The sequence below is a fragment of the Candidatus Limnocylindrales bacterium genome, assembly GCA_035571835.1.
Classification (GTDB): domain Bacteria; phylum Desulfobacterota; class Binatia; order UBA1149; family CAITLU01; genus DATNBU01.
On the sequence record DATNBU010000017.1, the window covers coordinates 161,387 to 178,403 of the forward strand.

Annotated in this window: 15 protein-coding genes and 1 tRNA gene; 6 read left to right on the forward strand and 10 right to left on the reverse strand. The window is 67.2% G+C overall.

All coding sequences use genetic code 11. The annotated features are described in order from the left end of the window. Nucleotides 1-26 precede the first annotated feature (26 nt). Complete coding sequence (locus VN634_07510; GenBank protein HXC50712.1) at nt 27-1,607, reverse strand: AMP-binding protein; 1,581 nt, start codon at nt 1,605-1,607, stop codon at nt 27-29. Beyond that, nucleotides 1,604-2,233, reverse strand: coding sequence for a dephospho-CoA kinase (gene coaE, locus VN634_07515; GenBank protein HXC50713.1), 630 nt, complete (start codon nt 2,231-2,233; stop codon nt 1,604-1,606). Before coaE ends, VN634_07510 begins: the two co-directional genes overlap by 4 nt. A gap of 147 nt (nt 2,234-2,380) precedes the next feature. Between coaE and VN634_07520 the strand changes: the two genes are divergently transcribed. Beyond that, on the forward strand, nt 2,381-3,832 hold the full coding sequence (locus VN634_07520) for a hypothetical protein (protein ID HXC50714.1): 1,452 nt from the start codon (nt 2,381-2,383) through the stop codon (nt 3,830-3,832). A 38-nt stretch (nt 3,833-3,870) separates the two neighbouring features. Here VN634_07520 and gloB read toward each other — a convergent pair whose 3' ends face one another. The 5 genes from gloB to VN634_07545 form a co-directional block, all read right to left on the reverse strand. After that, nucleotides 3,871-4,653 carry a hydroxyacylglutathione hydrolase gene (gloB, locus tag VN634_07525; protein HXC50715.1) on the reverse strand — a complete coding sequence of 261 codons (783 nt, stop codon included), beginning with the start codon at nt 4,651-4,653 and terminating at the stop codon, nt 3,871-3,873. Nucleotides 4,654-4,657: 4 nt separating this feature from the next. Then, complete coding sequence (locus VN634_07530) at nt 4,658-5,413, reverse strand: hypothetical protein (GenBank protein HXC50716.1); 756 nt, start codon at nt 5,411-5,413, stop codon at nt 4,658-4,660. A 69-nt stretch (nt 5,414-5,482) separates the two neighbouring features. Further along, nucleotides 5,483-6,148 carry a hypothetical protein gene (locus VN634_07535; protein HXC50717.1) on the reverse strand — a complete coding sequence of 222 codons (666 nt, stop codon included), beginning with the start codon at nt 6,146-6,148 and terminating at the stop codon, nt 5,483-5,485. Nucleotides 6,149-6,265: 117 nt separating this feature from the next. After that, on the reverse strand, nt 6,266-7,003 hold the full coding sequence (locus tag VN634_07540) for an SIMPL domain-containing protein (protein HXC50718.1): 738 nt from the start codon (nt 7,001-7,003) through the stop codon (nt 6,266-6,268). After that, on the reverse strand, nt 7,000-7,698 hold the full coding sequence (locus VN634_07545) for an RlmE family RNA methyltransferase (protein HXC50719.1): 699 nt from the start codon (nt 7,696-7,698) through the stop codon (nt 7,000-7,002). Before VN634_07545 ends, VN634_07540 begins: the two co-directional genes overlap by 4 nt. A 64-nt stretch (nt 7,699-7,762) precedes the next feature. On the opposite strand from VN634_07545, the gene VN634_07550 reads away from it, so the two are divergent. Continuing rightward, nucleotides 7,763-10,060 carry a UvrD-helicase domain-containing protein gene (locus tag VN634_07550; GenBank protein ID HXC50720.1) on the forward strand — a complete coding sequence of 766 codons (2,298 nt, stop codon included), beginning with the start codon at nt 7,763-7,765 and terminating at the stop codon, nt 10,058-10,060. Nucleotides 10,061-10,084: 24 nt separating this feature from the next. Here the strand turns inward: VN634_07550 and VN634_07555 are convergent, their stop codons facing one another. Next, the gene (locus VN634_07555; GenBank protein HXC50721.1) at nt 10,085-10,393 is read right to left on the reverse strand and encodes a hypothetical protein; all 309 of its coding nucleotides are present in this window, start codon (nt 10,391-10,393) and stop codon (nt 10,085-10,087) included. A gap of 283 nt (nt 10,394-10,676) precedes the next feature. Between VN634_07555 and VN634_07560 the strand changes: the two genes are divergently transcribed. After that, complete coding sequence (locus VN634_07560) at nt 10,677-11,474, forward strand: 2-oxo acid dehydrogenase subunit E2 (GenBank protein HXC50722.1); 798 nt, start codon at nt 10,677-10,679, stop codon at nt 11,472-11,474. Here VN634_07560 and VN634_07565 read toward each other — a convergent pair. After that, the gene (locus VN634_07565) at nt 11,452-12,126 is read right to left on the reverse strand and encodes a polyphenol oxidase family protein (protein HXC50723.1); all 675 of its coding nucleotides are present in this window, start codon (nt 12,124-12,126) and stop codon (nt 11,452-11,454) included. The genes VN634_07560 and VN634_07565 overlap by 23 nt on opposite strands. Nucleotides 12,127-12,484: 358 nt before the next feature. Here VN634_07565 and uvrA point away from each other — a divergent pair, with 358 nt between their 5' ends. Continuing rightward, nucleotides 12,485-15,244, forward strand: coding sequence for an excinuclease ABC subunit UvrA (uvrA, locus tag VN634_07570; GenBank protein HXC50724.1), 2,760 nt, complete (start codon nt 12,485-12,487; stop codon nt 15,242-15,244). Between the two features lie 74 nt (nt 15,245-15,318). Here uvrA and VN634_07575 read toward each other — a convergent pair whose 3' ends face one another. After that, nucleotides 15,319-15,783 carry a cytidine/deoxycytidylate deaminase family protein gene (locus VN634_07575; GenBank protein ID HXC50725.1) on the reverse strand — a complete coding sequence of 155 codons (465 nt, stop codon included), beginning with the start codon at nt 15,781-15,783 and terminating at the stop codon, nt 15,319-15,321. A gap of 148 nt (nt 15,784-15,931) precedes the next feature. On the opposite strand from VN634_07575, the gene VN634_07580 reads away from it, so the two are divergent. Beyond that, a tRNA-Gly gene (locus VN634_07580) sits at nt 15,932-16,006 on the forward strand. Nucleotides 16,007-16,133: 127 nt separating this feature from the next. Then, complete coding sequence (locus VN634_07585) at nt 16,134-17,000, forward strand: crotonase/enoyl-CoA hydratase family protein (protein ID HXC50726.1); 867 nt, start codon at nt 16,134-16,136, stop codon at nt 16,998-17,000. Nucleotides 17,001-17,017 lie beyond the last annotated feature (17 nt).

Genomic DNA, 17,017 nt, shown 5'->3' on the forward strand with positions numbered 1-17,017 from the left:
CGGGATCAATCCAACGCCCCCGGCAGTCATGCCGGGGGCGTTGTCGTTTTGAGCGTGCGCCGCAGCACCTTGCCGGCTGCGTTCTTCGGAAGCTCGGCGACGAAATCGAACGAGCGCGGCTTCTTGTAGCCCGCCGTGCGCTCGGCTACGTGCGCGGCCAGCTCGCCTGCATCGACGCTCGCACCGGCCCGCAGCACGACGACCGCGTGCACGCGCTCGCCCCACTCCGGATCGCTGCGGCCGACGACCGCTGCTTCGAGCACTGCGGGATGCTCGGACAGGGCATCCTCGACCTCGCGCGGATAGATGTTGAAGCCGCCGCTGACGATCATGTCGTGCAGCCGGTCGACGATCGTGACGAAGCCTTCCTCGTCGCGGACAGCAACGTCGCCGGTGTGCATCCAGCCTTCGGCATCGAGGCCCTTGGCGTCGCCGCGGCTTCCGCCCCAGTAGCCGAGCATCGTGTTGCGGCCGCGCAGGAGGATCTCTCCTGCTTCGCCGGATGCCGCGTCGCCGCCATCGCCGCGCAGGATGCGCAGCTCGCCGACCGCGGTCGGCCGGCCGCAGCTCGACAGCCGTCGTCTTCGCGCTTCGGCGGTTCCTGCGACCACGTGGTCTTCGCGCCGCAGCGCCGCAACCGGCCAGTTCGATTCGGTCAATCCGTAGATCTGGACGAAGACGGGGCCGAGAAGCTCGAGCCCGCGCTCGAGACGATCGGCCGGCATTGACGCACCGCCGTAAACGATCGTGCGCAGGGTCACCGGTCGCTCATTGGCCGGGCATTCGGCGACGGCTTCGATGAAGCGCACGAGCATCGTCGGCACCAGGAACGCGGCGGTGACGCGCTCGCGTCGCACCAGCTCGACGAATCCGCGCGCGTCGAAGTGGTCGGCGAGCAGCGCTTGCGCGCCGCAGACGGCGTGCGGCAGCCACATCGCGCCGGCGGCGTGCGTCATCGGCGCGACCTGCGCGAGCACATCGCTTTCGGCGAGCGGGCCGATCACGTCGGTGACGACCTCGACCGAAGCGTCGTAGCAGCGGCGCGGCAGCACGGCGCCTTTCGGATGCCCGGCGGTGCCAGACGTGTATCGGATGCGAACCGGATCTTCGGGACCCGGCCCGCTGCGAGGCACCCTGGGCTTGCCGGAGCGAAGAAATTCGTCCCAGCCGCCCGACGCGCCGACTTCGATGACCATCGCCCGTTCGGGAAGCGCGCGGCGGTCGATGCGATCGCGGTAGCGCTCGGAAACGACGACCGCCGACGGCGCGCAGTCCAACAGAATGGCCGCGTGCTCGGCTGGCGACGAGCGCACGTTGAGCGCAACCCAGACGATCCCCGTCAGCAGGCATGCCCATTCGCTGGCAACGATCTCGACCGAATTGTCGAGCAGGACCGCGATGCGATCGCCGCGGCGGATGCCATGGGCCGCCAGAGCGTCCGCGAAGCAGAGCGTCTGCCGGTAGAGCTCGCCGTACGACGTCGGTGCGCCGCGCATGTAGCGGTGCGCGCTCTGATCCCATGCGAGCGCCGAGAGCGCCGGACGCTCGCTGTGGCGCTCGGCAAGCTCGTGAAGAAGCTGTACGACCGACGACAACGGTAACGTCACTGCGCCCCGGCGCGCGCCGATTCGATTTCGAGCTGGAGATCGGCCCACGCCGCCTGGACTTCGCCTTCGAGGTCGAGCAGATCCCCGTTGTTCTCGATTACGCGGGTCGCGCCGCGACGGCGCTTTTCGTTGTCGGCCTGCGCGGCCATGCGGCGGGCGATTTCCCCGGGTTCCATGCCGCGAAGCTGAACCAGGCGCTGGATGACGACGTCCGGATCGGCGATCACGGTCCAGAGGCGGCCGGCGCCGCCGCTCCAGCCGGTTTCGGTCATCAGCGCCGCTTCGATCACGACCACCGAGTCCGGATCCTCGTCGACAATCTGGGCAATCCGCGACGCGACTTCGGCGCGCACCAGCGGATGGACGATGCGGTTGAGATCGGCGAGCGCTTCCGGATCGCGAAACACCATGGCCCCGAGGCGTGCGCGGTCGATCGCCCCGTCCTCGCCGACGACGTCGTCGCCGAAGCGCTCGACGATGCTGTCGAAGCCGGCCGTTCCCGGCGCATAGACCTCGTGCGCGACACGGTCGGCATCGATCACATGCGCGCCGCGTTCCGCGAGAAGCTCGGCCACGGTGGACTTGCCCGAACCGATCCCACCGGTGAGCCCGACGATGATTGCCATCGGAAGATAGTAGCAGTCCGCAGCGAAAGGCCCACCGCCAGAGCGCGAGGCGCGCGGAGTGCTTCACTCGAGCGGCAGGAGCGCGCAGCGCTCCGTTAGAGATGGAACCTCGCGACCGGCATCCTTCGCGCCTCTGCTGGAGCTTCGTTGAAATCCCGAGACCGCGACCTCGTCGGCGCCGGCGCGATTTTCGTTGCCGCGATGGCCTATTTCGCGTCGTTCGCGCCATGGACGCGCCCCGTGCTGCTGGACGCCGCGACGTGGGACTACATGGCGCTGGAGACAGCGCGCGGGCTGGTTCCGTACCGCGACGTCTTTCTCCACAAGACTCCGGGTGCAGCGCTTCTCGGCGCCGTGGCAGCACGGATCGGCATGGCTACGGCGATCGAGCCGGTGCTCGCGGTGCACGCGCTGTCGCTCGTTTTCGGTGCGCTGGCGGCGGTGCTGCTGTTCGCGCTGTGCCGCACCCGCCTGCCTCTGGGCGTCTCACTCGCCGCAGCGGTCGGCCTCTTCGCTTACGACGAATGGGTGGTCTCGGCGCTCGAAGGCTGCAGCCCGAAGGTTGCAACCGTGATGTTCGGGCTTGCCTCGATGCTCGCCGCCGAGCGCGGCGCGGCATTCTCCTCGTCGGTGCTCGGCGGATGTTCGGTGCTGTGCTGGCAACCAGGGCTCGCGTTCCTGCTCGGGTCGTGGGCAGCAATCCTGCGCCGCGGTGAACGCCGCCCGCTCGGGCTGCTGGCGATCGCCGCAGCATCGCTGATCCCGTCGATCGCACTGCTGTCGTGGTTCGCCGCCCACGGAGCGCTGCGCGATTTCTTCGACCAGGCCGTGCTGTTCAACCTGCAATACATCGATACGAAGGCGCGCACGCCGCTCGGGACGCTGCGTGCGCTGACGCGCACCATCGGCGAATGGAACGACATCGAGACGCTGCTCGCGCCGGCCGCCATTGCCGGGCTCGTTCTCGGCCGCCGGCTGGCGCCCGGCGGATCGCACGTGCGGCTTCCGGTATCTCTCGTCGTCTACGGTCTCATCTACGGCGGCATGACGTTCGTCAGCTACCAGTCGTGGCCGGATGCGATTCTGCTGGGCCCGATCGTCGCGGCATTGCTTGCGACCGGGCTCTGGTCGCTTCTTCGCCTACGCCTGTCGGATTTCGCGGCAGCGGCGGCGGTCGTCGCGGTGCTGGCGCTGGCCGCGATCCCGGGTGCACGCCCGAGGTTTCATCCACCGGTCGATTTTTCCGAGCAGCGCGAGCGCTTCGCGCAGCTGGCAGCCGGGCTGTCTCCGTCGGACCGGGTAATCTCCGTCAGCGTGCCGGAGTTCCTGATTCACACGGGGTTGCGCAACGGCTGGAAGTGGCCGTACCTGTGGTTCGGCGTCGACAGCTTCGCGGCCGACCACACCGACGGCGGATTCGACGGAATCCTCGGTGATCTCGATCGCAGCCCTCCGGCGCTGATGCTCGTCGGACGGCTGTGGGCGGGACCCGAGCGCGCGCGTTTCGAGCAATGGGCCGCCGGTCGCTACGAGATCCGCAGCGTGCGGATCTTCCCGCACGTCAAACGGCCGCTTCGGATGTACCGGCTCAAAGGCTGAGGGGCGTCGGCGCGCGGGCCCTGGCACCGCTCAGTCTTTCAGAAGTTGTCCTTGAGCCGCCGCGTGGCGGCGAAGATCGACTCGGCGTCGGTGCCGGCGCCGGACTCGCGCGCGCGCACGGACGCCGCGAGCTCCGGGCTCGACCAGCGCAGAAAGGGATTGGTCTGCTTCTCGAGCGCGATCGTCGTCGGAACCGTCGGCTTGCCGGCGCGCAGCAGATCGGCAACTTCTTCGCGGCGCCGCGCGAGCGCTCGGTTCGACGGCTCGAGCATTGCCGCAAACTCGAGGTTCCTCGCCGTGTACTCGTGACCGCAGTACACGCGCGTGTCGTCGGGCAGGCCGGCGAGCTTCGTCAGCGACGACATCATCTGGCGGGCGTCGCCTTCGAACAGCCGCCCGCATCCGCCGGCGAACAGCGTGTCGCCGGTGAACACGACGCGCTCCGCCGGGAAATGGTACGCAAGATGCCCGCGCGTGTGGGCCGGAATGAAGATCGCACGTGCAGCGAGCGAACCGACGGCGAGCTCTTCCCCGTCGGCCAGGCCGCGCGTGATGCCGGGAATGCGTGCGCGGTCTTCGGCGAAGCCGTAGACCTCGACGCTGCCGGCCGGCAGCCTGGCGAGCAGGTCGTCGTTACCGCCGACATGATCGAAATGATGGTGCGTCGAGAGAATCGCGACGATCGTGACGCCTTCGCGGTCGGCCGCGGAAATGACCGGGCCTGCTTCGGCGACGTCGACGACGCCGCAGACGCGCGCAGACTCGTCGATGACGAGGTACGCGTAGTTGTCGGCAAGCTGCGCGACCGGGACGACGCGCACCGGGCTATTCCTGTCCAGCCGGCTTCGCCGGTTGTCCAGCCGGCTTCGTCGCTTCTCCGGCTGGCGTCGCGGGCTGACCGGCTGGCGCGGGTTGCGATGCTGCGGGAGCCGGCTTCGTTGCCGCCGCGGCTGCGCCCTTTGCCGGTTTTTCCGCCTGCAGCTCGCCCTCGAGCATCTCGCTCGTCACGCTGTCCTGTCCGCCGCCGCCGGTCGGTGCGGCCTCGTCGTCATCATCCGGCATCCGCGCGGGCGGGTAGTAACTGATGGATGCTTCCTTGGTGCGAATGACTTCGCCGGTTTCGGGATCGATGTCCTCGGTCGTCTGCTTGTAGCGCTTGATGCTGTCGTCGTTGACGTTGTGTTCGCGCGCGACCAGCTTTTCGTCGCGATAGCTCTCGGCGTATTCCTGCCAGAACAGGCCGTCGCGCATGACGCCGCGGTGAACGGCCAGCAGCTTGCCGTTGCCCCAGACGCGGTATTCGAGCTGATTGCCGTCGAGCTTGACGCCGAAGATCATCCCGCGGCTCGGCGGCTGCTCGACCTCGCCGTTGAACTTCGCGATGCGGAAATGCCCGTACGGATCGCGCTTCAGCGAAGGTCCGCCGATGTAGTATTTGAAGCCGGGCAGGATCGGGATTTTTGCGACGGTGGCCGTGCTTCCGGTCGCGCCGGTGCCGGGAGCCGACGTTTCCTCTTTGGAACATCCGAGCAGCGCGGCGGCGAGAACGGCCGGCAGTAGAATCGCAAATCGCTTCTTCATGCTTTTTTCCTTCCTGGGATTCGAGGCTCGACCGTCGAGCGGGCGGATGCCGGAAGCGTCAAACGTGTTTCACGCCGGGCGAACCTTCGGCTCCAGGCTCGGAAGTCCTTCGAGAATTTTCTGGGCTCCGGTGGTCGGCTTGACGACACGCGACGGCACGCGGCGTGCCCCCGAAGGCTTGACGCCCTCGCCGGTGTCCGCATCGCCGGCAGGAACGAGGCCCACTTCCGCGGCAAGCCGTTCCTCGAGCTCATCGATGCGCTTGCGCAGCCGTTCGACGTCTTCGAGCACGCGTGCTCGCTGCTGCTGAGTACCCTCGATGGAGCCGGCGCTTTCGGCGAGCGCGTCGAGGCGTTGCTGCGTACGCGCCTGCAGGTCGGCGAGCGTTGCCGTCGTTGCGCCGAGCGCCTCGACAGCCATGACCAGCTCCTCGAGTCTTGCGGCCGAAGCCGCCTGCTCGCGACGGACGCGAGCATCGCTGGTCAGCAGCGCCCGCACGTCGCGTGCGAGGGCGTCGACCGCGGCGGCGTCCGCTATGCCGAGCGCAGCGGCCAGCGGCCGGACTGCCTCGGACGACAGGCTTCCGAGCGTGTCGAGCACCCGGCCGATCGCATCCGAGTCGAGACCGAAGCGATCGAGCACGAGCCCTGCCTCGCGTTCGAACATCGCGATCGCGTCGAGCAGGCTGCGAAGGTTTTTATCGAAAGATGAACGACCCGAATCGTGCTGGCTCATGCTGCCCTGTCCCCGCTTCGCCGCCGTCGCGACGGAAATCGGAAGGCGGCACTATCGGCCTTGCGACGCTTCGCCGCAAGCTTCATCTGCGGCGCGAACGCGCCGCAGCGCGATGCGCTATCGGATCGCGAAAGTCGCGGTCACGTCGGCCCCTATTTCGAGACTGCCGGGAGCGACCTCGGTCTGCACCGCAGCCGATTCCATCGCCATCGCCTGTCTTGCGAACACAGGCACCGGAGTGACGCTCATCGCACTCGAGGCCTCGATCACGTCTCCCAAGCCGACATCGAGGCTCTGTGCAATCGTTGCGGCTTCCGCGCGGGCCCTGCGACCGGCTTCGAGCAGCGCCTGGTTTCGCGCCGACTGCTCATCGGCGAGAAAAAATCCGATCGAGTCGATCTGGTTCGCTCCGGATGCAATCGCCGCGTCGATCAGCGCGCCGACGCCGGCGAGATCCGCGCTGACGATCGCGAAGCGGTTGATCGCGGTATAGCCGGCCAGCTTCGGTGCGCGGACAACCGTGCCGTCGTTCTGTCCGTAGTCGTAGACCGGCGTCAGATCGTAGCCGGCGGTCGAGACTTCTCCCGGCGGCTGCACGGCTGCGCGCAGCTTCGCGAGCACTTCCTTGCTGACGCGGGCATTGGTTTCGGAGGCCTCACGGGCGGTGCCGGCCCGTGTCGTTACCGAAACGGCGACGCGCGCGCGATCCGGCTGGGTCTTGACCGAGCCGTGCCCGCTGGCGTGGATCGTCCGCTGCTGCGGCGAGGTCTCGGCGCTGGCGGAAAGCGCGCCCGCGAAAATGATTGCGGTGATCAGCACACGCGCAGCGCGCAGCGGCGAATAGAGCGAGTTCATTCGGATTCCTCCGTTTTGCGTGCTGCCGGTCCGGGCTCGCCCCGTTCAGCGGACGCTGCGCTCGACCGGTCATCCGCAACGAGCCGAGAGGCGGCTGTCGCAGCAATCCGCCGCGAAGCGGCCATGACGTAAATCTCCGACGAGCCCTTGCGTGTCGACGGTGGCCGCCATGCGGTCACGCGTGAAAATGATTCGCGCAGCTTTCTGGTCATCGCGACTTCGACGTCCGAGAAAAGTTTGACGAGCAGACGCCCGTGCGGCGTGAGCACGCGGTGCGCGAACGCAATGGCGACTTCGACGAGCGCTTCTTCACGAGCCTGGTCGGTGGCGCGGATGCCCGTGAGCTTCGGCGAAAGATCCGACAGCACGACATCGATGGGGCCGCCGGCGGCCGCAATCACGCTGGCCTGGATCTCGGGATCGCACGCGTCACCGACGATCGTCGTGACGTTGGCGCGGGCAAGCGGCTCGGTGCGAACCAGGTCGACACCGACGACCGTTCCCGTCGGGCCGACGCGCTGCGCGGCAACCTGCAGCCACGCGCCCGGCCAGCAGCCGAGATCGACGACACGATTTCCCGGTGCGAGCAGGCGGAAACGCTGATCGAGATCCTCGAGCTTGATGCCGGCGCGCGAACGAAGCCCGGCCTTCTTCGCTGTCCGGTACGTCGCGTCCTTGCGTTCGTATGCGCTCATCGGCGTTTCGCGCGCCGGGCGGTTGCCCGACCCGAAGTGCTGGGGCACCATCCCAGTTTCCCCGATGACTCTCAACGCAAGTCAGCTCGAAGCGGTCCAGCATCACGAAGGACCGCTTCTCGTCCTCGCCGGCGCGGGCAGCGGCAAGACACGCGTGCTGGTGCATCGCATCGCACGTCTTCTCGAAAGCGGTCTTGCGTACCCGAACGAGATACTCGCCGTCACGTTCACCAACAAGGCGGCGCGCGAGCTCGTCGAGCGCTGTCGCGCGATGGTCGGACGCGCGGCCGACGAGCTGTGGGTCGGCACGTTTCACGGCATCGGCGCGCGGCTTCTTCGCCGCCATGGCGGGCTGCTCGGATATCCGTCGTCGTTCTCGATTCTCGACACCGACGACCAGGTCCGGCTTTTGAAGGACGTGATCATCTCTTCCGGTTTCGCCGAGGACCGCGTGCGGCCGGAGTATCTCCGCAGCTTCATCGATGCGGCCAAGAACGACGCACGCAACCCGTCGGATGCAATGGCGGCGGCCGAAACGGCGGCGGAAGTCGATGCGGCAAGCCTGTACGCGAGCTACCAGCAGAGGCTCGCGACGATGGGCGCCGTCGACTTCGGCGATCTCATCACCGGCATCCTGCGCCTGTTCCAGTCCCATCCGGAAGTTCTCGAGCGCTACCAGAGGTCGATCCGCTTCCTGCACATCGACGAGTACCAGGACACCAACCGCGCCCAGTACCTGATGGTCGGCATGCTTGCCGCGCATCACCGCAACCTGTGCGTGGTCGGGGACGACGACCAGTCGATCTATGCATGGCGCGGCGCCGACCCGCGAAACATCCTCGAGTTCGAGCGCGATTTTCCCGGCGCGAAGGTCATCCGGCTCGAGCAGAACTACCGGTCGACCCGCAACATCATCGACGCCGCGGCCGCGGTGATCGCAAAGAACGAGAGCCGTCATTCGAAGACGATGTGGACCGACGCCGAGCCGGGCGCGAAGATCACCGTCTACCACGCCAGCGACGAACGCGACGAAGCGCGCTACGTTGCGGCCGACCTGATGTCGCTCGGTGCGGCGCGCGGCCGCGCGGCGGTATTCTACCGCACCAACGCGCAGTCGCGCGCGATCGAGGAAGAGCTCGTGCGCGCGCGCATGCCGTACGTGATCGTCGGCGGCACGCGTTTCTATGAACGCCGGGAGGTGCGCGACCTGATCGCGTACCTGCGTTTCGCGAACAACCCGGCCGACGACCTGAGCCTCGAACGCATCATCAACGTCCCGGCCCGCGGCATTGGCCGGACCACCTGGGAACGCCTTCTCGATTGTGCCGCGCGCGCACCGCGCGACCCGCGGGAGCCGACCAGGGGAACGTCGGTATGGCAAGCGATTGCCGACGACAGCTTCGCGGTGACCCTGGGCGGCGCGGCCCGCTCGCGCCTGGTGCAGTTCCGCACGGCGGCGCACGGCTGGCTGGAAGGCGTCTTCGATGGTGTTGCGCCGCTTCTGCTGCGGATTCTCGACGATACCGGCTACCTCGCGTACCTCGAAGGCCGGCCCGACGACGATCCGACCGGACGCATCGAAAACGTCAAGGAGCTCGTCAGCGTCGCGCAGATGTTCGACGAAGAGTTCGATGCGGCCGCCAATCCGGAAATCCCGTCGCCGCTGGTCGGATTTCTCGAGCGCCTTGCGCTCGCGTCCGACGTCGACAGCTACGAGAGCCGCGAGCAGGCCGTCACGCTGATGACGGTCCACAACTCGAAAGGCCTCGAGTACTCGCACGTGTTCATGCTCGGCATGGAGGAAGGCGTCTTTCCGCATTCGCGCTCGGTCGGTGAGGACGAGCGCGGCGTCGAGGAAGAGCGCCGGCTCTGTTACGTCGGGATGACGCGCGCGCGCGAGCGTCTGGTCCTGACGAGAGCGCGGCGGCGCTACGTGTTCGGATCGGTGCAGTACAACTTCGCGTCGCGCTTTCTCGACGAGATCCCGCCCGCCCTGCTGGTCCACGAGCGCAGCTCGAGCGAGCACCTCGAGCCGGCCGCGCTTCGCGAAAAGCCGGCCCAGGAACGGTTCGACGACGGGTGGTCACGGGAATGGCACGACTGGCGCGACGATGCGCCGGTTCGCAGCGCAACAGTTTCACCGTCGCGCACCATGCGGCGGCCGGAAACAAAGCCGGCGCCGGTCGCGCGTCCCGGCAGCCTTTACAAGCCCGGGATGCGGGTCGTTCATCCGATGTTCGGAACGGGAACGGTGCGCGAGACCGATGGAACCGGCGAAAGCGAGAAGCTGATCGTGCAGTTCCAGCGCTTCGGACTGAAGAAGCTCGTCGCGCACCTGGCGCGACTGGAGATCGTGGCGTAAGCGCCGGCGATTACTTCGGGGAGACTACTTGATGACGTTGGTGCACGAACGGGCGGGCCGTTCGCGCGAGCAGCCGCTGAACGACCTGCTGTCGATGTGCTCATACGGCGCGACGTAGGCGCCGACCCTGGCCATCGGGCGGGTGACGGTCCATTCGAGGAACCTTCCGATCGGATCGATGAAGTAGTGGGCGATCCGCAGCGGATGGTCGCCGTCGGGCGGATAGGTCGAGTTCCATTCGGCGAAGGAAGTCGAAGCCGGAAGCACAATCGCGGAAGCGAGCAGAACCGCCGCGAGACGGGCCCTGAGAACGGAGTCGGATCTGGGCTTCATAAAATTCCTCTCTCTCGCTCGCCGCCTGTTGACTCGTGCCAACCGCCGGCCGCTTCCGAATCTGGCCACGCTCTTATACACCACGCTTGGCGGCCGTTCCCAGCCGCAACCACGTTCGATGTCGAGCCAGCCACCAGCGGTGCCACAGCAGCGACGAGCGGTCACGGACCAGCAGGCGGCAATTCCGGCGCAACGAGACGCAATTCCCCGACAGCAAGCGACTCCAGATGCCCCGCCGCGCTTCCGCCGAGCCGAGCGGCTATCCCCATGGCGCCGGCTCGCCGTGCACGTCTGGCGCGCGCCCACCGATCCGACCGTCTACGGCGTGCTCGAAGTCGACATGCGGAAAACCCTTTCCTGGCTCGCCGAGATCAACGCGATCCCCGGATCGCGCGTGACCCCCACGCACCTGGTCATCAAGGCGATCGCCAAGGCGCTGGCCGAAACCCCTGCCGCGAACGCGATGATCGCACTCGGCCGCGTCTATATCCGCGACAGCGTCGACATCTACTGTCAGGTCGCCACCGACGGCGGCCGCGATCTGTCCGGCGTCAAGGTTCGCCACGCCGACCGCAAGTCGCCCGCCGAGATTGCCGAGGAGCTTGCATACTCGGTCGCCGCCGTACGCTCCGGCCGCGATCGCGGTTCGGAAGCGACGAAGAAATCACTGTCGCGGATGCCCGATTTTCTGCTGCGGCCGCTGCTGCGCCTGACGAGCTTCCTGACGTTCGATCTCCAGCTCGATCTCTCCGCGATCGGCATCGCGTACGACCAGTTCGGCGGCGCGATGGTTTCCAACGTCGGCGGATTCGGGCTCGGCAATGGGCTGGCTCCGCTGGTTCCGATCAGCCGCTCACCGATCGTCCTGCTGGTCGGAGAGATTCGCGAGCGGCCGCTTGCCGAGAACGGGCAGGTGATCGCGGCGCCGATGGTCAACATCGGTGCGACGTTCGACCATCGGCTGATCGACGGTTACCAGGCGTCGGTGATGGCGCGCACGGTGATCGAATCGGTCCGGGATCCCGAAAACGCGTTCGGACCGCCGCGACGCACTGGCACTACTTCCAGCCGATCCAGCTGACCTGTCGTCCGTCGGACCCGGGCTCGGCGCGATACGAATGGTAACGCTCGTGCGCGCAGCGCGTGCACGGACCGACGAGCTGAATCTTCTCTGCGGATACGCCGCTTTGCTCGAGCAGGATCCGGTTGGCCAGTCGCAGATCGAGATGCGGCCGCAGCGCGATGTCAGCCGCAGCGTCCTTGCGCTCGCGATCGTCGCCGCCGTACGCCGGAGCGATTCCGGCACGCGAAAAATCGGCGGCGAGCTCCGGCGATACCTCGTAACAGCACGGGCCGATGCTCGGACCGAGTGCTGCCTCGAGCTCCGATGCCGGCACACCGGCCGCGCGCGCCGCAGCTACCGCTTCCCGCACGATTTCCGCCAGCGTTCCGCGCCACCCCGCGTGCACCGCGGCCGCCCACCGCGATTCGCGCGCAACGAGAAGGATCGGAACGCAGTCGGCCGTACGCACGCCGACGACGATTCCCGGTTGCCGCGCGACGAGCGCGTCGGCTTCCTCGTCGATCCGCCGCAGGCCGTCCGGATGGTCCGCCGCGTACGCCTGCAGATTTCCTTCCACGATTCGGCGGCCGTGCACCTGGCGCACGAGCAGCACCGTTTGCGGCGGCGGCTCGGCGCTGCGGTCACCGAAGCCGCAGAGCAGACCCGGCACGGATAGCCAGCCTGAGGGGACGAGTGGCTGCGGCGGTGCCGGCATCGTCGACGCGTGCGTCACGACGCGAGGATGCCTTCCTCGCGCCGCATCCGAAAACGGTCGCGATGCTGTGAGTTTTGCGCCGAGCTGCGCGCGCCGGGAGGTGCTTCGAGGCGAGAGCGAACCGGCTGCGACGCGCCCCTGCGAGCTGGCTCGAAAAATTGCGGGTCCGATTCGCTGTGATAGGTTCGGCCGTTGGACCGTAGCGGATGAGCCTCCATGGGACACCGCGACCGGCCCGCAGGCTCCGGCTTCGCGGGTCGCGAGCGGCGAAACCAGCCCGGGGGCGAGGCATTCGGTCCGAACGATCGCCCGCTTGAAACGCGCCATCAAAATCGCCGGGGCCCGCACCCACAACCTGAAGGGCATCGACTGCCAGTTCCCCGCGCGCCGGATCTCCGTGGTGACGGGTGTATCCGGATCCGGCAAATCCTCTCTGGTCTTCGACACGCTCTACGCCGAGGGGCAGCGCCGCTACGTGCAGTCGCTGTCGACGTACGCCCGGCTGTTTCTCGAGCAGATGCAACGTCCGGACGTCGATTCGATCAGCGACATTCCCCCCGCACTGGCGCTCGAACAGAAGAACGCGATCAAGAACGCACGCTCGACGGTCGGGACCGTCACCGAAGTCCACGACTACCTGCGGCTGCTGATGACCCATGCCGGCGTCGCGCGCTGCAGCGAGTGCGGCGGCGAGATCCGCGCGGACACGGTCTCGTCGGCGGCCGATGCGCTCACGGCCGCGCATGGCGGACGACGCGTCGCGATCACGGCAAACATCGACTTCCACGGCATGGATGCGGCCGAGGCGCGCCAGACCCTGCAGCGCCAGGGGTACGGACGTGTGATGACAGCAGGAGAAGCTGTCCCGATCGACGAGGTCGACGTCGAAGTTTTCGCAGCGGGGGTCGCGGAAGTCGTGATCGACCGGTTTTCACCGGGGCCCGACCGTCTGACGCGAGCGGCTGAAGCATTCGCGCGCGCGTTCCAGATCGGTGCGGGCTCGGCCCGAGTGCTGCTGCTCGACGACGGCACCGCCGTCGGCTTCACGACGCGCCTCGCATGCCGCGCATGCGGGCGCGACCACGTGGCCGCGAGCCCGCACCTGTTCAGCTTCAACAACCCGCTCGGCGCGTGCGTGCGCTGCGAGGGGTTCGGCCGCGTCGTCGACATCGATCGCGACAAGGTGGTGCCGAACAAGCGCCTTTCGCTGAGCGATGGTGCGATCGCACCATGGAGCACGCCCGCATACGTCGATTTCCAGCAGAAGTTCCTGCAGGCCGCCGAGCGCCGTGGAATCTCGACGCAGGTGTCGTTCTCGCAGCTTGCCGAGGAAGACCGCCGCTGGATCTTCGAAGGCGACAAGCGAAATCCGGGCGTGCAGGGTTTCTTCCGCTGGCTCGAGGAGCGCCGCTACAAGACGCACGTGCGCATCCTGCTCGCGCGCTACCGCAGCTACCGCATGTGCGGCGAGTGCGAGGGATCCCGTCTGAAGCGCGAGGCGCTCAGCGTGCGCCTCGCCGGCAAGAACATCGCCGAGCTGAGCGCAATGGCGATCTCGAAGCTTTCACGCTTCCTGGCACGGCTCGACCTCGATGCTACCGCGGCGAGCCGCACCGAGTCGGTGCTTCGCGAGCTGCGCGCGCGGCTCGGATATCTCGAGGAAGTCGGCCTCGGATATCTCACGCTCGACCGCCAGGCGCGCACGCTTTCGGGCGGCGAAGCGCAAAGAATCCACCTCGCGTCGGCGCTCGGCAGCGCGCTGACCGATACGCTCTATGCGCTCGACGAACCGACCGTCGGCCTGCATCCGCGCGACAGCCGGCGCCTGCTCAAGGTACTGCGACATCTGACCAAGATGGGCAACACCGTGGTGCTGGTCGAGCACGATCCGACCATCATCCAGGGCTCCGACCATGTGATCGATCTCGGGCCCGGCGGCGGCGCCGGCGGCGGCAGCGTGATGTTCGAGGGCAAACCGTCGGGACTTCCCGGGCGTGAGAGCGCCACCGGCAGGCTGCTCCTGATCCGCACCGTGCACCGGCAGGAGAAGCGCGCCGCGAAGGTTCTCGATCGCGGATCGATCGTCATCCGCGGTGCGAAGGAGAACAACCTCGCGATCGACCGCGTCGAGATCCCGCTCGGGCGGTTCGTCTGCGTGACGGGCGTCTCGGGATCGGGCAAATCGACGCTGGTCGAACAGGTGCTCTACGAGAACTGGCTGCTGCAGCGCGGGCTCGGCGGTCACGATGCCGGCCGCTGCGACGGCATCGACGGCTTCGAGCGGCTCGATGACGTGCTGATGATGAGCCAGGCCTCGATCGGCCGCTCGGCGCGCTCGAACCCGGTCACGTACCTCAAGGCATACGACGACATCCGCAAGCTGTTTGCCGCAACGCCGCAGGCGAGGCGCACGAAGATCACGCCCGGTGCGTTTTCGTTCAACACGCCCGGCGGGCGCTGCGAGCACTGCCAGGGCACCGGGATCACGACCCTCGAGATGCACTTCATGGCCGACATCGAAGTGCCGTGCGACGAATGCGGCGGGCGCCGCTTCAAGCCGCACGTGCTCGACGTTCGCTACCGCGATCGCAACATCACCGACGTGCTCGCGATGACGGTCGACGAGGCGGCAGAGTTCTTCTCGGACCGGGGTGCGATCGCTTCCAAGCTGCGCTGCCTCAAATCGGTCGGGCTCGGGTACCTGACGCTCGGACAATCGACGTCGACCCTGTCGGGCGGCGAGGCCCAGCGGCTCAAGCTCGCGGCGTTCCTGGTCGAGGAAAAGCGCGGTCGCGGATCGCTGTTCATCTTCGACGAGCCGACGACGGGCCTTCACCTGCAGGACATTCACACGCTCATCGGGGTGCTCGACGGGCTGGTCGCGCGCGGGCATTCTGTGCTCGTCGTAGAGCACCATACCGACTTCATCGCGCATGCGGACTGGGTGATCGATCTCGGGCCCGAAGGCGGAGATAAGGGCGGCAAGGTGGTCGTGGCCGGAAGCCCGCTCGACGTCGCGGGCTGCGCCGCATCTCACACCGGCGCCGAGCTGAAAGGGCTTCTCGGCCTGTAGCGGTCTGTCGCGGGTTTCAGGCGCGCGCCGCAACCGGCGGTCGTCTCGCGGATTCGCGGGGCGGTCGCGCGTCTTCAGCTTCGATTGGGCAGGACGACCTGCACGAGGTCGACACCCGACCGTTCGCGAAGCTCCGCGATCGTCTCGAGCTTGTACGGCTTTTCGTAGAAGATCCGGCGGATGCCGGTGTTGACGATGGTCTTGAAGCAGTGGACGCACGGCGTGTGCGTCACGTAGATGTCGGCTTCGCGGATTGCCGTTCCCTGCCGCGCCGACTGTGCGATGGCGTTGATTTCCGCGTGAATCGTCCGAAAGCAGTTCTGCACGACCTCCCCGCCGGGATTGCGGGATTCATAGATCTCGCATCCGACGTCGAGGCAGTGCGGCATGCCGGCGGGCGCTCCGTTGTACCCCGTGGCAAGGATGTTGCGCTCGCGAACGATGACCGCGCCGACCTTTGCGCGCAGGCACGTCGAGCGCTCGGCGACCTCGCGTGTGATCGTCATGAAATATTCGTCCCAGCTCGGCCGGTCGTCCATGGCTTGGCCTCTAGCAGATGGACGAAACATTTCTACGGCGGCCGTCGCGTGCGCCCGGCATGTGCATCCCCGCTGCCAATCGGGAACGGGTTGACCCGAGGATCGACCTCGCCCATCATCCGTCGCCGCCAGCTGATGCCGGCCGCGAGCGGGTGTAATTCAGTGGTAGAATGCCAGCTTCCCAAGCTGGACGTCGCCGGTTCGATCCCGGTCGCCCGCTCCACTTCTTTCCGTCCGATCCTGATCGTGCAGGCACAAGTCCCGCCCGTGCCGATGCATCGATTCGTTGGCAGAGTTCCTTTTATGGGCGCCGAGCCTGGCCCGCAGGGATATGCGGCCGGAGAGAACACATGGCATCGACCCTGAGAACCGAGATCGTTCGTGGCGTCGGCCACGTCGTCCTGTCGCGCGCGTCGGAATACAACACGATCACTCCCGCGCTGCGCGACGAGCTTGCCGATGCGATCGACGAGCTCGAACGCGACGAAGAGGTCCACGTGATTCTGCTGCGCGCCGAAGGCCCCGCGTTCTGCGCCGGATACGGCCTCGACTGGTCGACCGTCGGCCAGGCGCGCGAGGACAAGGCTTCGGCCGAGGGAGCGCGCAGGGTCTGGGACTCGGTCGCCGACATGCGGATGATGGGTCGCTTCGTGGAGACCTACATGAAGCTCTGGTACGCCCGGAAACCGACGATCGCCGCCGTGCAGGGGTGGTGCATCGGCGGAGGCACCGACATGGTGCTGTGCGCCGACATCATCCTCGCCGCCGAAGGTGCGTCGTTCGGTTATCCACCGTCGCGGGTGTGGGGAACGCCGACGACCGCGATGTGGGTGTACCGAATGGGTCTCGAGCAGGCCAAGCGCTACCTGCTGACCGGTGACGAGATTGTCGCGAAGAAAGCTGCGGAGATCGGGCTCATCCTGGAAACCGTCCCCGACGATCGCCTGCTCGAGCATGCCACGGCATTTGCCGAGCGCATGGCCCGGGTGCCGACCAGCCAGCTCATCATGCTGAAGCTGCTCTGCAATCAGACCGCGGAGAACATGGGGATGTCGTCGACGCGCACGCTCGGGGTGCTGTTCGACGGCATCGCCCGGCACACGCAGGAGGGACTCGACTTCGTCGCCCGCTCCTCGGACGTGGGATTCCGCCAAGCCGTGCGCGAACGCGACGATCCCTTTGGCGACTACGGCAGCAAGCCAAAGTCCAGAAGCTGAAGGCGCAACCTTCGATC